10 protein-coding genes are annotated in these 23591 nt (G+C 36.9%); 5 read left to right on the top strand and 5 right to left on the bottom strand.

The window, feature by feature from the left end; all coding sequences use genetic code 11:
* A partial coding sequence (locus tag F6K15_RS32565; RefSeq protein WP_293069479.1) for an Ig-like domain-containing protein occupies nucleotides 1-2753 on the top strand: 2753 nt, incomplete at its 5' end.
* A gap of 1081 nt (nucleotides 2754-3834) precedes the next feature.
* Nucleotides 3835-5766 (top strand): S9 family peptidase, encoded by a 1932-nt coding sequence (locus tag F6K15_RS32570; protein WP_293069481.1) that lies wholly within the window; start codon nucleotides 3835-3837, stop codon nucleotides 5764-5766.
* Nucleotides 5767-6445: 679 nt separating this feature from the next.
* Here the strand turns inward: F6K15_RS32570 and F6K15_RS32575 are convergent.
* Nucleotides 6446-6640, bottom strand: a complete 195-nt coding sequence (locus F6K15_RS32575) for a hypothetical protein (RefSeq protein WP_293069483.1) — start codon at nucleotides 6638-6640, stop codon at nucleotides 6446-6448.
* A gap of 258 nt (nucleotides 6641-6898) precedes the next feature.
* On the opposite strand from F6K15_RS32575, the gene F6K15_RS32580 reads away from it, so the two are divergent.
* Nucleotides 6899-8095 carry a glycosyltransferase gene (locus tag F6K15_RS32580; RefSeq protein WP_293069484.1) on the top strand — a complete coding sequence of 399 codons (1197 nt, stop codon included), beginning with the start codon at nucleotides 6899-6901 and terminating at the stop codon, nucleotides 8093-8095.
* Between the two features lie 1108 nt (nucleotides 8096-9203).
* Here the strand turns inward: F6K15_RS32580 and F6K15_RS32585 are convergent.
* The 4 genes from F6K15_RS32585 to F6K15_RS32600 form a co-directional block, all read right to left on the bottom strand.
* Nucleotides 9204-10982, bottom strand: a complete 1779-nt coding sequence (locus F6K15_RS32585; protein ID WP_293069495.1) for a GGDEF domain-containing response regulator — start codon at nucleotides 10980-10982, stop codon at nucleotides 9204-9206.
* Nucleotides 10983-11024: 42 nt separating this feature from the next.
* Nucleotides 11025-15482: a GAF domain-containing protein gene (locus tag F6K15_RS32590; RefSeq protein WP_293069486.1), complete on the bottom strand. Its 4458-nt coding sequence runs from the start codon at nucleotides 15480-15482 to the stop codon at nucleotides 11025-11027.
* Between the two features lie 1920 nt (nucleotides 15483-17402).
* A complete protein-coding gene (gene cbiE, locus F6K15_RS32595) occupies nucleotides 17403-18662 on the bottom strand; it encodes a precorrin-6y C5,15-methyltransferase (decarboxylating) subunit CbiE (RefSeq protein WP_293069488.1) in 1260 nt (419 codons plus the stop codon).
* 695 nt (nucleotides 18663-19357) lie between these two features.
* The gene (locus F6K15_RS32600) at nucleotides 19358-20137 is read right to left on the bottom strand and encodes a DUF1868 domain-containing protein (protein ID WP_293069490.1); all 780 of its coding nucleotides are present in this window, start codon (nucleotides 20135-20137) and stop codon (nucleotides 19358-19360) included.
* A 33-nt stretch (nucleotides 20138-20170) separates the two neighbouring features.
* Here F6K15_RS32600 and holA point away from each other — a divergent pair, with 33 nt between their 5' ends.
* A complete protein-coding gene (gene holA, locus F6K15_RS32605) occupies nucleotides 20171-21172 on the top strand; it encodes a DNA polymerase III subunit delta (RefSeq protein ID WP_293069491.1) in 1002 nt (333 codons plus the stop codon).
* Between the two features lie 1133 nt (nucleotides 21173-22305).
* Nucleotides 22306-23283, top strand: coding sequence for a hypothetical protein (locus F6K15_RS32610; protein WP_293069493.1), 978 nt, complete (start codon nucleotides 22306-22308; stop codon nucleotides 23281-23283).
* Nucleotides 23284-23591: the final 308 nt, after the last annotated feature.

The raw sequence follows: 23591 nt of genomic DNA on the forward strand, positions 1-23591 counted from the left end.
CTATTGATATTGTTGGCGAGCTAGACGATGACAGTGCCACAACTCCTATTGATACTCCTGTGACTGTGAATATCGTCGATAACGATACTCCCATCGACCTCGCTTCTATTGACCTGGACCCAGATACTCCAGGAGTGCAGAAAACATTAGAAATACCAGCAGAAGGTACATTTGAAGTCGATGATGACGGCAATGTGACATTCACTCCCGTATCTGGTTTTACTGGAGTTGTCAGTATTCCTTATGTGGCCAATGACCCAGAGGGTAATCCTTTGGAACCTGCTAATATTACTATTGATATTGTTGGCGAGCTAGACGATGACAGTGCCACAACTCCTATTGATACTCCTGTGACTGTGAATATCGTCGATAACGATACTCCCATCGACCTCGCTTCTATTGACCTGGACCCAGATACACCAGGAATTCAGAAAACATTAGAAATACCAGCAGAAGGTACATTTGAAGTAGATGATGACGGCAATGTGACATTCACTCCCGTATCTGGTTTTACTGGAGTTGTCAGTATTCCTTATGTGGCCAATGACCCAGAGGGTAATCCTTTGGAACCTGCTGATATTACTATTGATATTGTTGGCGAGCTAGACGATGACAGTGCCACAACTCCTATTGATACTCCTGTGACTGTGAATATCGTCGATAACGATACTCCCATCGACCTCGCTTCCATAGACCTGGACCCAGATACACCAGGAATTCAGAAAACATTAGAAATACCAGCAGAAGGTACATTTGAAGTAGATGATGACGGCAATGTGACATTCACTCCCGTATCTGGTTTTACTGGAGTTGTCAGTATACCTTATGTGGCCAATGACCCAGAGGGTAATCCTTTGGAACCTGCTGATATTACTATTAATATTGTTGATACTCCAGAACCAGAGCCAGAGCCAGAACCAGAGCCAGAACCAGAGCCAGAACCAGAGCCAGAGCCAGAGCCAGAGCCAGAACCAGAGCCAGAGCCAGAACCAGAGCCAGAGCCAGAGCCAGAACCAGAACCAGAACCAGAGCCAGAGCCAGAGCCAGAGCCAGAACCAGAACCAGAGCCAGAACCAGAGCCAGAACCAGAGCCAGAGCCAGAACCAGAACCAGAGCCAGAACCAGAGCCAGAACCAGAGCCAACTCCAGAACCAACTCCTATAAATGAAGATCATTCATGTCCTCCTCCTCCAACTATAGGACTTGTAGATTTACCTATCTTGCCCTCTATAGTTATCGACGAAACAAATCTATTTGAAGAGCTATTCTTCGGTACAGAAGAAAGTGAGTCTATAACAAATCAAAGAGTCAGCCAAGCAATTGATGCCTTGGGTGGAAATGACACTGTAGAAGGTGGTGATAGCGATGATGTTATTTATGGTGGTGAGGGTGAAGACCTAATTTTTGCTAACCGTGGCTCTGATTTTGTTAATGGCAAAGAACAACCGGATATTATTAATTCAGGAAAAAACGACGATATAGTTCGTGGTGGTAAGCACAATGATGTCATCTGGGCTGATATAGGCAACGATCTCGTCCTCGGTGACAAAGATGACGATACCCTCTGGGGTGGTACTGCTGGTGGTACTGACAAAGACTCTGCTGGTAGCGATACTATGAATGGTGGAAGGGGTAATGACTACCTCAACGGCAACCGGAGCAATGATATGCTCATGGGTGGTAAGGATAACGATGAAGTCCGTGGTGGAAAAGGACCAGATATTCTTTTCGGACAGGAAGGACACGATCTACTCATGGGTGAAAATGGCGACGATCAAATTGTTGGTGACCCCAGTTCAAATTCATCAGAAGAGGAAGTAGGGGAAGATTCTGTTCATGGCGGTCGAGGTAACGATGTCATGCAAGGCAGTCGAGGTAACGATGTCATGTACGGTGGTAAGGATGATGATTTCATCTATGGTGGTAAAGATGATGATTCCATGTTTGGCGACCAAGGAGACGATACCCTCTTAGGGGAGGAAGGAAATGATGTCATCTATGGTGGCAACAATAGTGTTACCGATCCTGATGTATTAGGAAAAGACTTTATTTCTGGCGGTGCCGGAAATGACTTCCTCAGTGGTAACTATGCTGCAGATACTATCCTTAGTGGTGAAGACAATGATACTTCACGAGGTGGTAAGGGTGATGACTTAATATATGGTCAGCTAGGAGATGATATTCTGTTTGGCGATCAAGGTAATGATACTCTCTGTGGCTGTGAAGATAATGATACTCTCTATGGAGATAACCCCGAACTTGTAGCAGCAGTTGGTACACAAGGCCAGCAAGACTACTTGTTTGGTGGCATAGGAGACGACCTCATATTTGGCAATCAAGGTGAGGATCAATTATTTGGTGAAGATGGTAATGACACAATGTTAGGTGGTGAAGATAACGACAGCTTGTTTGGTTCATTAGGAAATGATTCTCTCTTGGGAGAAGCAGGTGATGACTTCTTGAATGGTGGGGACGGCAATGATACTTTTACGGGAGGTAGTGGTAGCGATCGCTTCCTCTTAAACTTTAACCAAGGAACAGATATCATCACTGATTTCAATATAAATCAAGACTTCCTAGTGTTGCCTGATGGACTTACTACTGATGAACAGAACTTAACAATTGATGCTGTTGGAAACAACATTTCTATTTTCTGGAACGATCAACTTTTAGTTACTCTAGAAAATTTGTCTGCGACTTCAGAGCAAATAGCATCTCGCTTAACTACTTTCAATGATTCCTTTTTCATCTAATAAATGAGAGTAGTCTAAGCTTCATATAATTTGAAGTAGGGGGTTCATTAATGGATAATTGATAATTACCTCTCCCTTTTAGGGAGAGGATTGACAAATAAGGAAAAAATTTATTCTCTTGGTCGATTATATGGCGCAGGTTTCGGAGCCATCCCATCCTACGGAATGCTCCGCAAACGACCGCTTTTTTCCCCTTGAAAGGGGAGGCGGAATTAGCTGAATTGTTTAATTATTTAATTATTAATTATTCGCTAAAAATAGCATAGTATGCGTTATATTGTGCCCCCCACCTGAGAACTTTATGACCGCCCTATTAAACGTATATTAGAGTTGTCGCTAAATAGAGGGAAAAAATCGCTCTAACCTAGACAGAGTAATCATTCCAATGTATTTTGATTGTCAATAGCTACAATCCTTATATAACAAGTTTTTGGGGATTTTTTAAGTTATAAAGCGACAAGTCTATTATATAACTACCTGCTCGCAATAAAAACAAAAATTACAGCGGTTTTCCTGCACGGTAGACCACAGTAGGGAAGTTCCATGGAACTTCCCTAGAAGGTTTTGTTTGTGAAGATGTGGTTCATCGACTTGAAAAGCGCTGTAAAAGTGTGTAATATCATGTCCGGATCAGAGCGTGATAGAACTCCGTTCCACTTACGCGACCAAAAAACTTTCTCCTTCTTATCCTGTTCTTTTTCTTCCTCCTTCTTTCTTCTCTCCTGACTCCTGAGGACTCCGTCGTTATTTATTTTATAACTGTTCAACCGGACATGATATAAATAGCAAAAAGTAGATCGTAATGATTAACTCCAACAGCAATAATTAACTCCAAGCGATCGCCTTTTTTCCCAAAAGATAAAATTAGATACTTATTGAAAAAAATAGATTACAATTTAACAAACTTTTTTCCAGTCGATATGATTAGGTTGTATTAACATTGTAGGTTGAGTGGTGGTAGTTAAATCAAAATTATATGGTCCTATTATTAAATGAAACTGAATATTTAGGACTTAGTGACTGACAATGACACAATTAATAGTAAATATTGCTCTATAATCTATAATATTAATTTTAAACTATGAAAGAAATAGCACCTTATGGCTCTTGGAAATCTCCCATCACTGCTGATTTGATTGTGGCAGGGACAATTGGACTTAACAGTATTGCCATTGATGGTGAAGATGTGTACTGGATCGAGGGACGACCCTCAGAAGGTGGACGGAATGTAATTGTCCGTCACACTCCAGATGGACAGACAACTGACATCACTCCTTCACCTTTTAATGTCCGTACCAGGGTCCATGAATACGGAGGTGGTGCGTTTTTGGTGACAGATGGCACGATTTATTTTTCTAATTTTGCCGACCAACGTCTCTACCGCCAAACTCCAGATGCAGCTCCTCAACCTTTAACTCCAGAAGCAAACTGCCGTTATGCTGATGCTGTGATGGATAAACAGCGCGATCGTCTAATTTGTATTCAGGAAGATCATACCAAAGGTGGAGAAGCTACAAATAGGATAGTTAGCATCAATATCAAAAATGAGGCAGATATTCAGATATTAGTCGAGGGTAATGATTTTTATGCCTCGCCACGTCTTAGTCCAGATGGCGAGCGACTTTGTTGGATAAGCTGGAATCATCCTAATATGCCTTGGGATGGTACTGAGTTATGGGTAGCTCAGATTAATGCAAATGGTTTATTAGGTGATACTCAATTAGTGGCAGGTGGCAAAGAAGAATCAATTTTTCAACCGGAATGGTCGCCAGAAGGAATCTTATATTTTGTTAGCGATCGCTCTAAATGGTGGAATATTTATCGGGTTTCAGGAACTGAAATGGTAAATGTAGAACCATTATATCCTTTAAATGCAGAGTTTGGAATGCCACAATGGGTATTTGGAATGTCTACTTATGGCTTTACAGCAGCAAACAAAATTCTTTGCACTTTTACTCAAAATGGAATTTGGCATTTAGCAACTCTTAATACTACGAAAAAACATCTACAGGAAATAGAAATATCCTATACTTCTATGGGTTCTTTGAAAGCCATAGGAGAGCGAGTTTATTTTCTGGGAAGTTCTCCGACAAAACCCACTGAAATTGTAAATATCAATCTATCTACAGGTGCTATTGATATCTTAAAACGTTCTACAGATTTAGAGATTAATTCAGGTTATTTGTCTATTCCTCAATCAATAGAATTTCCTACTGAAAATGGGAATATTGCTTATGGTTTATTTTATCCACCAACTAATCAAGATTACACAGAAATAACATCAGAAAAACCACCTCTTTTAGTCAAAAGTCATGGCGGTCCGACAGCCGCAACTTCTAGTAGTTTAAGCTTAAAAATTCAATATTGGACAAGTCGTGGTTTTGCCGTATTTGATGTTAATTATGGAGGCAGCACTGGCTATGGACGAGAGTATCAGCAAAGACTAAGAAATAACTGGGGAATTGTTGATGTTGATGATTGTGTTAATGGCGCTCAATATTTAGCTAAACAGGGTTTAGTTGATGGTAATCGTATGGCTATTTCTGGTGGTAGTGCAGGAGGTTATACTACTTTATGTGCGTTAACTTTTAAGGATGTTTTTAAGGCTGGTGCTAGTTATTATGGAGTTAGCGATCTAGAGGCTTTAGCAACAGATACTCATAAATTTGAATCTCGTTATTTAGATGGATTGATTGGGCCTTATCCTAAAACCAAAGATTTATACAAACAGCGATCGCCTATTAATTTTACTGAGCTTTTGTCTTGTCCTGTAATTTTTTTCCAAGGTTTAGAAGATAAAGTTGTGCCACCAAATCAAGCAGAAATAATGTTAAAAGCTTTAAAGCAAAAAGGATTACCAGTGGCTTATGTTGCCTTTCCAGAAGAACAACATGGATTTCGTCGTTCAGAGAATATTAAACGGGCTTTAGATGGGGAATTTTATTTTTACTCCCGTGTATTTGGATTTACACCTGCTGAGAATTTAGAGGAGGTAGAAATTATTAATCTTTAGGGAGAAGAAGGTGGTAGGTGGTAGGTTTTAGGTTGTAGGTAAGGACATTTTACCTAATGCAAAATCTTATAGAAGGTGGCATATTTTAGGTTGTAGGCAACAAAATTTTACCTAATAATTAATGCTTAAAACCTCTCCTGATCAAGGGTAAAGAAGAAAAAAAATCCTTTTAGTAAATCTCTCCTTGAAAATAAGAAATCATTGTTAATTGTTCAACTAATACCAAATCTTATAGAAGGTGCTAGATTTTAGGTTATAGGCTGTAGGTAACAAGATTTTACCTAATACCAAATCTTGATGAATCTGTATCTAATCTGTATATCAGTAGAGTCTACCAAAGCAAGGTAATGCTTAAGTTTATTATGTGCAATTTCTTGATTAAAGTTATGGAAGAGTATAATATCAAATCCGTTTAATTAGGTATAAAAATATTCTCCATCTTCACCATTGCCAAATCTTTATAACTGTTTTTACTCCTGACTCAGTCCTCCTACTTTCAAAAGATTTTATACCGATGTTACCAGATTTGATATAACAATTACCTAATCACTTCTGACCTCTAATACCAAATTGATAAATATTTGCTACAAATAGCTAGCCTATTTCTTAGGAGTCAACCCACCCGCTGGCCCCTCCGCTGGAGGGAAACTCAGGAGTCAGGAGTCGTATGGAAATGGCTTTAGTACCATTTTTGAGGGTGTAAATTATCTTTTTCTGTTGGTGCGCTACCAGGTGCGACTGGTGTCGTCGCAGGGTCGCACCGCTCTCTTAGTCTATTGGATCTGGCGAGGTTCCCTCGCCATCCCCCGACCGCTTTGTCAAAGAAACATCTTCTCCTGTAAAGTCTTTTTATCGCCCTTACTATTCGTAACATTCTTTTTTAAAATTGGTATAACCAAGGGGTTATCTAAGTCTTTCACATCTTGATTAAAATGGTATTAGGTCGTAGGTTCTATCATGGCTGCTTGAATAGTGATAAATAAGTGAGTAGGGAGAAAGAAAGTCAATAAATATGGGGCAGGAAAAACTCTTTTTTTATCACTAATTAAGCATATATAATATGATTTATTTAAAACTTATCACTTAACACCTATAACTTTACTTAAAGTCTTCTTGAATTTAGGGTGAGTTTATGCAGCAAATATTATTGATAACGATAATTATAAATCTAATAATATGGATATATTTATTGATTTTTAGAGGCAAATTTTGGTTGGCAGATCAACGATTATTGCCCATATCAGAAACAGAAATTAGAAAAAATCAATATTGGCCGTCAATTTCTGTGATAATTCCTGCTCGAAATGAAGCAAAATTATTGAGATTGACACTAAAATCCTTATTAAATCAAGACTATCCAGGGAATTTCAAGATTATATTGGTGGACGACAATAGCAAAGATAACACAGCTAATGTTGCTAAATTCATAGCTCAAGAAAATGATAATTTTACTAAAATAGAAGTAATTTCAGCAGGAAAATTACCTAGTGGCTGGAGTGGAAAATTATGGGCAATTAATCAAGGAATTAATTATGCAAAAAAACAAACCCCAGCCCCAGATTATTTTCTTTTTACTGATGCAGATATTGAACATAGCTCCACAAATATTCGTCAACTTATTATTAAAGCAGAACAGGAAAATTTAGCTTTAGCTTCTTTAATGGTGAAGCTGCAATGCCAAACTTTAGCAGAGGAATTAATGATTCCAGCATTTGTATTTTTTTTCCAAAAATTATATCCATTTAGATGGGTAAATAATCCGCAAAATTCTACTGCTGCTGCTGCTGGAGGTTGTATATTAATTCGTCACCAAGTTTTAGATGAAATTGGCGGAATAGAAGTTATTAAAAATGCTTTAATAGATGATTGTTCTTTAGCTAAAACAGTTAAACAAAAATCAACCAATAAAAAGATTTGGTTAGGGCTAACTTCAGACACGAAAAGTAGACGTTCCTATCCAGATTTATTTAGTATTTGGAGTATGGTTGCTCGTACTGCTTTTACTCAATTAAATTATTCACCGCTGCTGTTAGTGGCAACAGTAATAGGGATGAAGTTAATTTATTTAGTTCCCTCATTAGGAATAATTTTAGGAGTAATTTTTAGTTGGTGGGAAATAGTAGCGATCGCTTTCTTGGCAAGAATATTAATGTTTTTAGCTTACTTACCTATTATCAGATTTTATCAAATTTCACCAATCTATGCGATGAGTTTACCAACTGTTGCTTTGCTCTATACATTAATTACTATAGATTCAGCTTGGAGACACTGGCAAGGGCGAGGTGGTCATTGGAAAGGGCGAACTTATTCACCTGAAAAATCTCAATAATAATAGGACTTACGCATGAACGCTATTGGTAGGGCGTGTTAGTGCTAGTATAACGAGCCAAGACTCTATATATAGTGCCTTTGCGTAAGTCCTGTAATAAATTTAATTATTGGGTGTTGCTGATTATGGGTATGATGCAGAGCTACCCGAGCAAGCCAAAATTGGGGGGAATAAAACTCTAAAAGTCCCCCAATGCGCGGGGGATGCGCGGGGGCGAAGGCGAGAACCAAACAATCGCGCATTCATACTTCAATTCAGCAACGCCAATTATTGATATAAATTATATCATGTCCGGTAGCATCGGTATTGTATAGCTAAGGTAAGGAAGAGGGAAGAAGGAAGAGGGAAGAAGGAAGAGGGAAGAAGTAGGAATGCTTAAGAGCAAGAAAAAAACTTAAATTTCCAGATATTCACTCTTGGGTTTACACAAACGCGCCCCAACGGACATGAGATCATACCATTTTGAAAAAAGAATGTTACGAATAATTTGCGTGATTAAAAGACTTTATAGAGGATATCCTTTTGACGAAAAATATAAGTTCCGACCTAAAAAAACGATATCGAAGCCATTCCCATACGACTCCTGACTCCTGACTTCCCCTCCACCGGAGGGGTTATATCATGTTCGGACGGGTCAGTTATAAATAAAATTTTAAGAATTGTAGGAATGATTTTTCTGCCCAACTATGCGCCTAAAATACTAACTTTTTGAGCGTGAAGAGCTGAAAACCAGGTACTTTTTAAAGTCCCCAAAAAGGCACTTGTCTTTATATGTCAATGCTTTTAGATTTAATCAGCAAGCCCTAATTAACAATAACTGGGGTGCTAATTATCAAAAAAATTATTCAGTCTGTGTTAATTGCTTAATAATTGAAGTGTCACTTAAGTTAAGCATTCTTTTTTCACCCTTGGTATTAGTACTGGTAAATCCCGAAAAACTTTACTTGGACATACTAATGTCGTTAACAGTATTGCATTTTCTCAAAATGGCAAATTTTTACTTTTTAGCATCTAGTAATCGCTATGGTGTCGTTCATTTGTGGCAAATTAATTAGTTATACTAAAATAGGTAACAATTATAAATCTATTTGATCGACAGGACTTGGTATTACCACTGGGGATTTGCCTTCAGTAATTCAGTAATTTTTTCTGCTTCTAGAGGTTTAGAAAATAAAAATCCTTGACCAAAATCACATTCTAACTGTTTTAATTGTTTGAATTGTATAGGTGTTTCTATACCTTCAGCAACTACATTCATTTTCATAGTTTTAGCAATACTAATAATTGCTGGAACAAGTCCTAAATCAGTTGATTTCTCATCAATTGACCAGATAAAAGATCGATCTATTTTTAGGGTGTCTACAGGAAATAAATGTAAGTAACTCAGTGAAGAATAACCAGTACCAAAATCATCTATACATAGTTTGATATATCTTTCTCTAAGTTGTTTGAGTAATATATCAGCAGTTTTTGTATTTTCCATTATAGCACTTTCTGTAATTTCTAATTTAATATTTTGAGGATTTACTTGTGTTTCTGCCAGGATTTTATCGACTTGTTCAATCAAATTTGGTTGGGCAAATTGTCTGACTGATAAATTAATACTCATTGTCAGAGGATAATCGGTAATTTTTTGCTGCTGCCATTTATAGAGTTGATGACACGCCTCCCGCATTACTAAATTGCCCAGGGGGTTAATTAAACCTGTTTCTTCTGCTATCGGAATAAATAATCCTGGTGAAACTATACCACGTTGAGGATGATACCAACGTACCAGTGCTTCAAAACCTGTTATTTTACCTGTATTAAATTCAATAATTGGTTGATAATAAACGACAAATTCTTCTTGATTAATTGCTCGGCGTAGGTCTGTTTCTAACTGCAAAAGTTGGAGAGCAGAATTATGCATTTCTGGAGTGAAGATATGATACCTTGCCTTCCCTGATGCTTTAGCTTGATACATTGCTGTGTCTGCATCTCTTAATAAATATTCTGGTTTTTCATAGTTATTATTGCCTAAAGTAATGCCAATACTAGCATTAATAAAAACTTCATGTCTGAGCAGCTTAAATGGATAAGATAGAAGTTCAAATATTTGATTTGCTAAGTTCACAGCAGGATCTATATCTTGAATATTGATTTGTAGAATACCAAATTCATCTCCTCCTAGTCTTGCTAAGGTATCTTCTGGTTTAAGTACTTTTTGTAAGCGACCAGAAATTGCTATGAGTAATTCATCTCCTACTAGATGGCCAAGAGAATCATTAACTACTTTGAAGCGATCGCAGTCTAGAAAAATCACGGCAAACCGATATTCTGAATTGACTTGAGTATAATCAAGAGCTTGTTTTAGACGGTCCATGAATAAAACCCGATTTGCTAATCCTGTCAAACTATCGTGAAGCGCCATTTCAAGTAATTTGGCATTAGCTTCCTCTAGCTGCTTTGTACGCTCTTGCACTCTCATTTCTAGTTGAGTATTGAGTAGGAGAACTTCTTTTTCTGCAGCTTGTAGTGATAATTGATTTTGAATTCGGATTAAAACTTCTTCTAGGTGAAATGGTTTAGTAATATAATCTACCCCTCCTACTTTAAATGCTTTAACTTTATCAATTACATCATCAAGTGCGCTGAGGAAAATTATCGGAATTTCACAGGTCTGAGGATTATTTTTTAACTGTTGACAAACTTCATACCCATCTACCTGTGGCATCATAATATCTAGCAAAATGAGATTGGGGGGTGCAGTGTTTACCGCCCTCAGTGCCATTTGTCCACTAATTGCCTTGCGAACATTATACCCTTGCTTTGTTAGCATTCGGGATAAAAGGCGCAAGTTTTCTGGCGTATCATCAACAATTAGGATATCTGCTGGAGTTTTGTTCATATTTAGTATTTTATCTTGTTGTTTTGAATTTTCCATTGTTAACTATTTAGAGCTTTCTGAATGTTTGGTTAAATCTATAATTATATCAAATCGGAAGTTCTCAACTAAATCAGTTAAGGCTGTAGTAAGAGTTGCATTGCCTTGAGGAATTTGCTTAAGCAGTTGGAAAATTTCATCATCAGAACCCATAGATGCAGCATGGTTTAATTTTTTAGTCCACTCTAAAGGCATCTTGGCAATCTTAGCAGTTATTTCAGAATAATTTAGTATTTTTTCTGGAGAATTTTCATTAATATTTTCGTTGTTAATTTTTTGGGCTGCATAAATATATTTTACCTCTAAATATTTGCCAATTTTTTTTAATAATTCTGATTCTTGAAATGGCTTTCTGACAAAATCATCACATCCTGCTGATAAAATTGCACGTTTGTCTTCTTCAAATGCACTAGCAGTAAGAGCAATAATTTTAGTTGATTTACCTTTTAATTTACTTCTGATATTTGTAGTTGCTTCATAGCCATTCATTACTGGCATTCGCATATCCATTAAGATTAAGTGAGGTTGCCAATTCTGCCAAATTTCTATGGCTTGTTTACCATTCTCGGCTTCTTGAACGGTAAAACCTACAGATGTAAGTAGTTTTACTAATAACAAACGGTTAGTATTTCTATCCTCCGCAATTAAAATACGATATTGAGGTTGGTCAAAGTCTAAACCAATAATTATTTCTTCTGAATATTGATTTTCTGTTGTTAAAGATGCTTCTACTATCTCTGCTTGAATATCAAAAGTAAATGTACTTCCTTGACCAAGGATACTATTTACAGTTATTTTTCCCTTCATTAATTGAACAAATTTTTGACTAATTGCTAAACCCAAACCTGTCCCTTCTTTGGATTCATAACCAGTTAAAGTTTGACTAAAAGGTTTGAATAATTTATCTAGTTCATTGGAGGCAATACCCTTTCCAGTATCTGTAATGGAAAAAATAATCTGAGCCACAGAGGAGTCTGTTTCTAACTGTTCATTTTTAATGTTAGTAACTAGGGAAATATTAACTGTAATGCTACCTTTTTTTGTAAATTTAATCCCATTACCAATGAGATTAATTAATACTTGACGTAATTTATTTTCATCAGTTTTAATCCATTCAGGAATTGCTGGAGAACGCTCAAATTTTAACTCTAAACCTTTTAATTTAGCTTTTAACTGTAACATTTTTTCCAGGCCATCTAATAGACAGTGAAAATTAAAATCATTTTCATTTACTTCTATTCGTCCCGATTCTATTTTTGACATTTCAAGAATATCATTAATTAATGCTAGTAAATGTTCTCCACTATGACTAATAATTTCTAGATATTTTTGATATTCAAAAGATAAATCTTGATCTCTATTCATTAGTTGAGTAAAACCAAGAATGGCATTTAGAGGTGTGCGTAATTCATGGCTCATATTAGCCAGAAATTCACTTTTCGCTTGATTTGCTGCATCAGCAGTTTCTTTTGCTACTTTCAATTCTGCTGCTTGTCTTTGAGTATAGGTAAGTAGTTCTGCTTGCTGTACTGCTACTCCTAACTGAGTACCTATTTGAACCACTAGACTAATTTCTGATTCTTGCCATGAGCGCGGACCAGCATTTTGGTAAATTGCTAATAGTCCCCATAACTGAGTACCACAAAATATGGGAACAGTAATATAAGCTCTTACTTGAAATTGCTCTAAGAATTTTAGGTAACATGAATCAAACCCAGATTTGTAAATATCTGCTACGGATGTATATTTTATTCCTTGACTATAAACACCACCTTGAGTCTCTTTTAGATAAGTGTCGGCATATTGTACCGTTTTATTAACACTGGCAAAACCTTTAACTACACATTCATTTTTATCAACTGCGACTTCGGATGCTAAGGAACCTAATACAGAAGTCCATTTCTGGTCTACCGACTCAGCCACACATTCCCCACTCCAGTCAGGATGGAAACGATAGACAATACAGCGATCGCCTTTAACTACCTGTCGTAGTGCTTCAGTTGTAGCTTCAAATATTGATTCTAAATCTATAGACTGGTGCATCTTCTGAATTACTGTAGCTAGAGCAGACTCTCGCTCTGCTGTTTTTCGGAGGGTTAACTCAATTTGTTTTTGTTGCGTTATATCTCGAATCACACCAACCAATACTTGATTACCAAAAATATCAGTGGTGGCAACTTTTTTTGTTGATAGATAATGAACTTTACCAGCAATATTTGTTAATTTTGTTTCACTTTCCTGTTCTATTCCATTCTCAAAGACAAGGTTGTCATTTCTCCAAAAAACATCTGCTTCAGATTTTTGGAAAAATTCGTAGTCAGATTTGCCAAGCAACTCTTTTTGCGAAGCTCCGATCATCTGACAAAAAGCATTGTTAACAATTTGCCAACGGTGCTGGCGGTCTTTAACAAATATGGGGTCAGCTACTGAGTTAATAACTCGCTCCAAAAACTTTTGGCTAGCTTGTAGTTTAGCTTCTGCTTGTTTACTTCCAGTAATGTCGGTAGCTGTACCAATGATTTGTTTGACTGCTCCTGATTCTGTTCTACTAAAGATGGTCTCTCTACTAAATAGCCATATCCATTTCCCATGGCGACATCTTATTTGATATTCAAATTCAAAGATATCGCCATCTGCTCCAATCATAATTTGTTGCTGGTGTTGAGGCAGTCTCGCAAAATCATCGGGGTGCATCAGATTTTCTAATAAATTTTCCCCCATTTCTTGAATTTCTGATTCTGTATAGCCAAGCATATCTTGAATTGAACGATTAGTATAAACATTTTTCTTTTCAACTAGATCGTATATATACAAAAGACTTGGACAGGTCTGGGTGATTTTTTCGACTAAACGTTGACTTGAGCTTAATGCTGCTTCTGCTTGTTTGCGGTCATGTGATTCTATTGCTAAAGCTGTCATATATGCCATATAACTAGCAAAATTTTGTTCTTCTATCGTCCAATATCTTTTAGTTTGAGTTTGCTCTAAACAAATAACTCCAACAATTTTTCCCTGTAGATGAATGGGAGAATCTAACATTGAATAAATTGAAAATGGAGTCAGATAAGAATCACTGAATTCTTTAGTTCTATGGTCTTGATGAGCATCTGAAGCAGCGATTAATTTTTCTATTTCTATAGCTTCAAAGTATTGAGGATAGTTATCTTTAGAAAGAATTATTCCTTGACTATGTTTATCTAGACTCATTTCATATAAATCAGCACATTTAATTTCTGATTTATCGTCATTATAAAACCACACACTTACTCTTTCTATATTCAGGGTGTGGCTACCTAATTTAGTTATTTCGGCTAGAGCTGCACTAAGATTTCCTTTGTATAAATTTTGGCTTTTTGCTAATTTTAATAAACCTGATTGTGTTTGTTTTAAAATTGTTTCACTATTTTTTAAAGCTAATTCTGCCGTTCTTCTTTCATTTATTTCTATGGCTAGGACGGCATTGATTTGAACTAATTCCGAAGTACGTTTTTGCAGGTTTTTAGTTGCTAATTTAACTCTTTGTTCTAATTCATCATAAGCTTTTTGGAGCTGAAATTCTGCTTTTTTACGTTGTAATTCTGCTGTAACCCTAGCAGCAAATACTCGCATAATGGCTATAGCATTTTCAGGGTTATCTAAAGTTTGATCGTTATTAATACATAATGCTCCTATTACTTGTTCTTGTTCATTTATTAATGGTACTCCTAAATAACAAGCTGCTCCCATTGCAACTAACCCAGATGCTTTTGGAAAAATGTTCTGAACTTGGTCAGGATAAAACTTGAGTTTTGCTTCTCTAATGACAGGTTCACAAGGAGTTCCTTCGATTTTATACTTGATATTTTTTGCCAAGTTTCCTTTAGCAAAAAATGCTACTGTTTGGAGTTCGTCTGAACTGTCTTCTGGAAATTGCGATACAAATGCGTGCCTAACATTCAAAGCTTTTGCTAAATGTTTAACTAGAGCAGAAAAGAATTTTTCTCCTGTAACTGAAGCTGTACCAACAATCAAGTTTTTTAGAATATTTTCAGCTTTTACTCTTTGACTTACTTCTGTTTTTAATTGTTGATTAATGGCTTCTAGTTGACCAGGACTTGGTAAGGCCAGCGCTAGAGGCATAATTTGCACTAGAGAAATTGCAGTATACACTGATACTAAAGCAGTCAAGGCTTTGATTAGCCCTGATATCCAGTATGCTGGATGCCAAAGAGTCCAGACATCCATCAGGTGACCTGTGCCACAGGAAATAATAAAAGCTCCAAAAAGGAAAAATATCTGTTTAAATGGGACCTCTGTTCGCTGGCGGAGAAAGTATATGAATGTAATGGCTATGGAGTAGTAAGCTAAACCAATCAAAAGGTCACTGAGAAGATGTAACCAGATAAGCTGAGACTGCCACAAGTAACACTGACCATGAGGCACATATTGGTTTGATGAAAATAGAGTTCTTAATACTTCCCACATAATAGAATACCCATTAAGTATCAACACAACAAGATCTACATTTTAATGGAATAATTAATATTGATTAGTTAAATTATATCTAAATCAACTCAATTAAAGAAACCACACAATGGAAATATTGGCATAAACTTATCTATATATATGAGAATATTTAAGAAAAACATGAGAGATATGAGAAATAATTTCTCATACCAAATTCCTGAGCATCTGTATAATTCGTTAAGAGTCAGAATTCAGGAGGGAAGAGAATTAAAAATATTCGGCAATTAATTATGGATATCGGACATTTTTTTTTATACCTAATTAAACGAATTTGATATGACATAAAATGATAGTTTCTTTAGGCAGATAGGATTATATTGTTAAAGTTGAAGGTCGAGCTTTAAATATAGCAGTCGAAGGAAAGGGCGCGGACATATCAAAAGCTTAAAACTTAGGCAACGCAATATTTTTCCTTATTCCTTCTCTCCTAGATACAGGATATTTCATATCAGTCAGGTACATCTGTGGCGGGCATCTTGCCCGCACTACAAAGACTTTATCATTAATATTTGTACCTCATATCATGTCCGCTTGAATACTTAAGGCTTGTTGAATAAAGTTTTTTTGTAGGGGTAGGAGACAACCCACCCCTAGCTCCCAGGATGGGGAGACAGGAGGAACAAGGAATGAGCGAGGAGGTAGGAGTAATATCATGTCCGGTTGAACAGTTATAAATAAATAATGACGGAGGAGACAGGAGACAGGAGACAGGAGTCAGGAGGGAAGAAAGAAGAACTGGAGTTGAAGGAGAAAGTTTTTTTATCACTAATTATCCGGACATCATATAATACCAATTTCCTAAAGTCAGACTACACATAACTTGACATCTTGGATTTCAAACTTGATAGATACTTTTACAAGTGTTGTTTAAGTTTATGAAATTGGTATAACAATTGCCAATTTGGGATTTTTCTGCCCAACTATGAGCCTAAAATACTAGCTTTTTGAGGGTTTTCAACGTGATACCTGGCACTGCAATTCGATCTTCGCAGTACTCAAACCTTTATATATCAATACTTTTATAATTAATCAGCAAGCCCTACTTATACTTTGCTGGAAGGAAGGCAGAGGGCAGCTATGCTGTTTGCGTAGCATGACCTAGGAAAGGGTTTCTTCCAATTGTGACTTAATTCTATACACGCTCCGATGCTACCGGACATGATATCATCGGTAATTCGGTAATTTATTTCTAATTCATCTACACTTAGATGCTCCTGGATACTTAAACGTCTTGGCATAGTGGCGTTCGCGGAGCGTGGCATCAGCCATATCGCTCCGGGCAATTATTTTTATCTCTATTATACACGCTCCGATGCTACCGGACATGATATAACGCTGATCAGAGTATCATCATTTTAGTATTAGTGGGATAGGTTCATAGATTTGCAAATGAGCTTCCAGATTCCGCTTACCCGACCAAAAAACTTTCTTCTTATACTCGGGGTTTTTTCTTCTTTCTTCCCTCCTGACTCGGTCCGACTGACTTCCCCTCCTGGGAGGGACCCGCGGGTGGGTTGACTCCTAAGTAGGGCTTGCTGATTAAATCTCAAAGCATTGATATATAAATACTTTAGCCTTTTTGAGGCCTTTCAAAAGTGCCTGGTTTTCGGCTCTTCATGCTCATGCATGGAGCGTATTTTAGGCGCATAGTTGGGCAGAAAAATCCCAAATTGACAATTCTTACTCCTATCTCCTCTAAATTCCCATTTCTCCTGTCTCCCCCTCCTGGGAGGGGGAGGGGCGAGGGGTGGGTTGTCTCCTGTCTCCTACCCTCACCCATAAGACTTTTTCAGCAAGCCCTAACTAATGCGCGATTAGTATCATACCCGCGCTTCACCAACGCCAAAAACCTTTGCTATTTCCTGTTCCCCAAATAAATTACTGCCTACTAATAATCATAATATTCACTGGATTGAGTGGAGTAAAGCGAGTTAAATTAGCTATAGGTATAGAACGAGATAACTGTACTTGCAAAAGACGATAATTCCAACTTCGATCGCTCTTTTTTCTTTCCTCTACCCAACTCAAAGCAGTATGCAAATTTTCTAAACTGGTAAACGCTAATACTATAATTCCTCCAGGTAGCATCCTCATCCCACAAACTCCCAGAATATTCCTGAGTTTGCCACTACTACCCCCAATAAAAATTCTATGGGGAGGGCGCAGGTGATGCAAAATATCTGGAGCATTACCATGAATAGAAACTACATTGTTAGTCTGAAAGCGACGGCAGTTTTCTTCAATTAAACTTGTTCCAGCAGCAGTTTTTTCAATTGCATATACTGTAGAATCACTAAAAAGGCGGGCAATTTCAACTGAAACAGAGCCACTACCAGCACCAATATCCCAAATAATTTGTCCTGGTTGCAAACCCAACTCGGCCAAAATTAACACTCGTACTTCCCGTTTAGTCATTAACCCTGGGCGATCGTCGTAAGTAAAAAAATAATTATCTGGTATCCCCAACCAAGGCAAATTAGCTAAATCTATAGATTGACTAGCTATTTTAGATTGACGTAATAATACCACTATATTTAACGGAGCAAATATTTCTTGCTGTGCTTCATCTATAGACCATTGTTGAACTCGTTCATCCTCACTACCTATATTTTCACAGACCCAAAAATGATAGTCAATTGGTAAATCTAAAGCCAATAATAAACTAGCGATCGCTTTTGGTGTATGAGTATTGTCTGTTAACACTGCTATTTTCTCAATTCCCTGCTGCAGTGCTTGAATCAACTCATCCATTGAGCGACCATGAACGCTAATTATTTTAGCATCTTGCCAAGGAATTTTAAGGCGACTAAAAGCTAATTGTACCGAACTCAGATGCGGATAAAACCTTAATTTTTCTGGCGGAAAATGAGTTACTAATAACCTCCCTAAACCAAAAAACAAAGGGTCTCCTGAAGTTAAAACTACGATACAACTATTAGGGGTATCTAAATGCTGTCGTATTTCTACAATTGTCTCAAGTATATCTTCCAGTACAATAATTTCGGCAGAATGATTAGGGAAATAACGGAGATGGCGATCGCTTCCTACTAACACAGTCGCCCTTTCAACAATTTTCCGCACTGACTCATTTAGTCCAACAACTCCATCTAAACCTATGCCAATAACATTTATACTCACGATAATTTATAGCTATATCAGTAGTCCGTAGTCCGTAGGAATTATATAAAAGGCGCTGCTGAACTAAGGGGTGAATCTTTACAGAAAAGGTAACACATCTTTAATACTTACTCTTTTTCTAAAACTATAATTCCAATGGGAAAATATGTAACGCCATATAAAATACTTCAAATACAATTTTTAAACTCTGCCCTTAAGGACAAGTTACGATCAAAATTCTAACTTATCAAGTCAAAAAATGGCGTTGGTGAATCAACATCAGAATTAAGATATTTGGACTAACCGTAATCAACATCAGAATTATGAATACCCCTTTCATTACTTGCTCCCTAACAACCTGTAAACAAAATAATCTGTAGGGACTTTAGTATTCAAAGTCCCTACCTATTCCCTATTCCCTATATTATTTCTGGCCTAATTTAATTAGGGCTTGCTGATTAAATCTAAAAGTCTTTATAGATAAAGGTTTTAGCCTTGTTAAGTATCAAAAAGTGCGAGGTTTTAAGTGGTAATAGTTCAAAAATGAGCGAATTTTGGTCAAGATTTGGGCAGAACAATCTTGGGACAATTCTTACTCCTAGCTCCTCACTCATTCCCATTTCTCCTGTCTCCTGTCTTCCCCTCCTGGGAGGGGTTGGGGGTGGGTTGTCTCCTATCTCCTACCCCTACTAAAATACTTTTTCAGCAAACCCTAATTACAAATCTACAACAGGCCAATCTGGTTGTCGATAATACCGTATCATATTATCAAACTTTCGCAGTTCTCCCCGATGCAACAACATTTCTGAATTGTTTTCCAACCATTGATTATTTAATTCTGAAATCCCATCTCCCACAGCAGCAATATCTAAATCTGATGGAATTTCTCCAAAGTATCCCAAGGTAATATGAGCAGTAAAGTGATATTGCTGTTCGATACCTAGAGCAATGAAATTAGGATTTTGATAAATTGACCGACGTAGTTGTAGAATCCGATTGTAAGAACTTTCATCTTTTGGGACTAGACAAACACCAATAGCTCTAGTCATTACCATAATTCCTAAAACTTGCCAACGCACTTGATGGCCATTTTTGCCAATAGATAACTCTTGAAGACTTTCAGCAATACAAGAGCGTAGTTTTTCTTCAAATTGAGGATTACTTTGACTAGCATCTAGAAAGGCACTTTCCCAAATTAAATCAGCTAAGGTTAAATGAAAACTATTGCCAGGCACGGGAATTATTAAATTAGTTCCCAATAGTTCTACCAATTGTTGTTGACATTGTTGCAAATGCTGATAAAATTCGTCGTTTTGCGAGTCTTCTTCCCTCGGTGGAGTAATCACCGAATAGCCAGGAAAATTCTTAGCCTCAATTTGGCCATCCAGTTTAGTGAATTTCGGAGACTGTTGGATATATTCCAACTGAGATTTGTAACTTGATAGCAAGGTTGTCTGTGCTACTCGGTTAATGTAGTTCTGATATGTATCGTCCAATCTTAATCGCCCCTTATCAAAAAATAGCTTCTTATGCCAATTTACCTATACTTTGGCGAGGATGAATATTCAATGATGCTAGCAGTTAATGTTTTGCGTGAATCTGTCCTCGATCCTAATTGGGCTAGCTTTAATTATGACAAAATTTTGCCAGCAATAGATGCTGTTCAAACTGGATTGAATCAGGCCATGACTCCTCCTTTTGGTTCTGGTAGTCGTTTTGTCTGGCTAGTCGATACTAATATAACTCAGCATTGTTCACAAAATCTATTGGAGAATTTGGAAAGTACTCTACCTCAGATTCCTGAAACTACTGTTTTATTGTTGACTACGTCCAATAAACCTGATAAAAGACTTAAGTCCACAAAATTGATCCAAAAATGGGCTGAGGTTAGAGATTTCTCTCCTATTCCTCCTTGGAAAACAGAATTATTGGAGCAGCAAGTCAAAGAAATGGCTCAGGAGGTAGGAGTCAAACTTAATTCTAGTGGGGTTACTTTTTTAGCAGAAGCTTTAGGTAACGATCGCCGACAACTTCATAGTGAGTTGACTAAATTACAGTTATATGTATCTGGAGATTCTGTAGTGGACTTAGAAGTAATTACTACTCTAGTCGGTTCTCAGACTCAAAGTAGTTTAAAGTTAGCTACAGCAATTCGTTTAGGTGATACGGTTAAAGCTTTGGAGTTAGTGGCAGATTTAATTGCCCACAATGAACATCCATTACGAATAGTGGCTACTCTGGTAGGCCAATTTAGAATATGGTTTTGGGTAAAACTAATGATAGAGACAGGGGAGCGAGATGAAAAAGCGATCGCTCAAGCTGCGGAAATAGGCAACCCTAAAAGGATATATTTTTTACGACAAGAGGTTAATTCTTTGTCCTTAAATCAATTACAGAAAACCTTACCTTTATTACTAGAGTTAGAAGTAAGTCTCAAGGGAGGAAAAGAGCAAATATCTACACTACAAACTAAAGTAATAGAACTTTGTCAGATGTGTTCTCAAAAAAATATCTTGAGTGGAAAATCGTAGAACTATCGTAGGCTCGGAGTTAAAATTTAGGAGGCCGGAATCATTATGGCCATAATTCAAACATTCCCATCGGTCTGAGTAAATTTATATAGTTTTTTTTTCAGGGTTTTCCTCGCCATAATTATCATTATTGGAGATATTTATTCAAGACATATAAAGTCATTAAATTGCCAACAGAAAAAACCTAGAAAATATTTAACAATTAACGTTAGCATAATTTTTAATCTTCCATGCCCCCTAAAGTCACTATTCTTAAAAATTAATAAAATTAATAGGATTGGCATCTCATAATCAGCTAAAGTATTGAACAATTTTCTAATTAATTTTACTTAGTGTAAAAAAATCAGAGCTTCTATTAGATATCTCCAATAATAAAAAATCCAATTAATTATCGTATTCTTATTCATTAATTCTTTCCGCTTACTCCCTACTCCCTACTCCCTACTTCCTAATCCCTCTTTTGAAGGAGATGTATATTAAACATCATAATATGATAAATTTAATTAAAGGTATAGACAGAGAAGCAGCAATTTTTAATTATTCGATCTTGTTAAAAATTTATGATTTCTGCTAATATACAATCCAAGTAGTAGGTTTTCTGATTCTGCAAATTATCGGCGGTTGGTCAGCCTATAGAGATTAATTTAATTGGTTTTGGAGGAGAATCTGGACGAGGTGAAAAACTCATGGTAGTTTGTAGCTAGACAAACCCAGTGAAACAATAAACTGCCGTTAAGATTTTTAAGATTTTAAAATTGGCTGTAAAAATGTCAAAATTTATCTGAATGCTTTAATGAAGACCCATACTATGCAAAAAGTAAGTAGGGAAATCAGGAACATTAAAAACTGACATTTACTAATTTTAGATAGTCTCTATATTTTCAAAGACAAACAGGTAAAATTTAGTGCTAGTAAGGTTGTAGTTCATAGAGTAAAGTCGATGAATTTATCAACTAAGGTATAAATCTGTAGAGAGAACGTAAGACCCAAAATTAAGTTAACTTAGTATAGGCGTTACTCTGTCAAGCAGGAAGCTCAGAGCCAAAAAGTTTTGGCTTTGGTAATTCACTATAATAATTAAATAATTTTAAGTAAATCAACTATTCGCCCTCCAGCCCAAAGGAGCGCTATTTATGGCATCAAATAATCTGCGGGAACTTGCTAAACAAGGAGATCCAAAAATAATCTCCTCAATTATTAACCACTCACTACAAAAAAAAGGTATTAACGTCCAAGTAACTAGGGACAATGGTTGTCTTGAAGTTACACTTGAGTCCGATCAAGTTGCTAATCAACAAGTCCCTCTTGTTGAATTTATTAGAACTGGAATCGTTAAATTGGGAGTTGAATCAATCCACACAGTCAAAGTATATGGTATTCAGACTGGCGATCAACAACCAGTCTGGGAAGATGAAATTATTTTAGGTACACCACCAACATCGGATCTACCTGACTTTGAAGAAAACTCAGACTTAGAAGATATTCAGCAACCTATAGATGAGTTAGATCAAGAAGAAGTTGAAGCTGACTACGAAACTGAAACAGACGAAGATTATTACGAGGAGGGAGAATACGACGAAGAAACTGAGTATGAAGAAACTGAGTATGAAGAAACTGAAGAGGAAATATCAGGGCAACCTCCAGCTCAAAAAAAGAAAACTCCTCTTATTCTGGCAATATTGTTACTCATTTTTTTAGTACCATTAGCCACCCTTGCTGCATTACACTTTAGTGGAATATTTCCCTTCCCCTTTCTAAGTGAGTCAAAACCAGAAAACACTGAAACTAATGATCCTGACTCATCTAAACCACAAACATCTTCTGAAGATACTGAAAGCTCACCATCTCCAAAAACAAATGATTCGGGAAGTACTGTTTCAGATCCTTGGTATTTTGCTGTTAAAAGTGCCCAAACTGCTGCTCAAAAAGCCCAGACTGCTCAAACAAAATCTGAATGGAACGCGGTAGCTAATGAGTGGCAAAAAGCTGTCGATCTGATGAAAGAAGTGCCAGAGTCTAATCCAAACTACCAAACAGCACAAACAAAAGTACTCGAGTATCAAAATTATCTTGATGTAGCAAAGCAGAGAGTAGAGCAAGCTACTAATTAGGAATAAACAAACAACACAATGAAACTTTTTGTGCCAAGTTACCTTTGTTTATGTGAACAACACGGTGACTGAGTAGTAATATCATGTCCGTTTAATAGCGATACGTTGACATCCTCCCCGGCCTAAAGGCACGGGGATTCCTACCGAGCCGTAGCTCCTCGGTGGGTTGACACTTCATTGACTGCTGCTACTTTTGCAGTAGTCTTACGCTTGCCTCCACGTCCGTTTAGTGTCTCGGACTGCCCGCCCGCGACTAATATATTTATGGCTGCATTCTCGTCTAAGAACATGTTTTGCACCGCAGTTGA

Source organism: Okeania sp. SIO2B3, assembly GCF_010672525.1.
Lineage (GTDB): Bacteria > Cyanobacteriota > Cyanobacteriia > Cyanobacteriales > Microcoleaceae > Okeania.

Coding starts and splice junctions, on each gene's coding strand:
- F6K15_RS32570 (WP_293069481.1), top strand. CDS start 3,835: ATGAAAGAAATAGCACCTTATGGCTCTTGGAAATCTCCCATCACTGCT.
- F6K15_RS32575 (WP_293069483.1), bottom strand. CDS start 6,640: ATGTTACGAATAGTAAGGGCGATAAAAAGACTTTACAGGAGAAGATGT.
- F6K15_RS32580 (WP_293069484.1), top strand. CDS start 6,899: ATGCAGCAAATATTATTGATAACGATAATTATAAATCTAATAATATGG.
- F6K15_RS32585 (WP_293069495.1), bottom strand. CDS start 10,982: ATGAACAAAACTCCAGCAGATATCCTAATTGTTGATGATACGCCAGAA.
- F6K15_RS32590 (WP_293069486.1), bottom strand. CDS start 15,482: ATGTGGGAAGTATTAAGAACTCTATTTTCATCAAACCAATATGTGCCT.
- holA (WP_293069491.1), top strand. CDS start 20,171: ATGCCAATTTACCTATACTTTGGCGAGGATGAATATTCAATGATGCTA.
- F6K15_RS32610 (WP_293069493.1), top strand. CDS start 22,306: ATGGCATCAAATAATCTGCGGGAACTTGCTAAACAAGGAGATCCAAAA.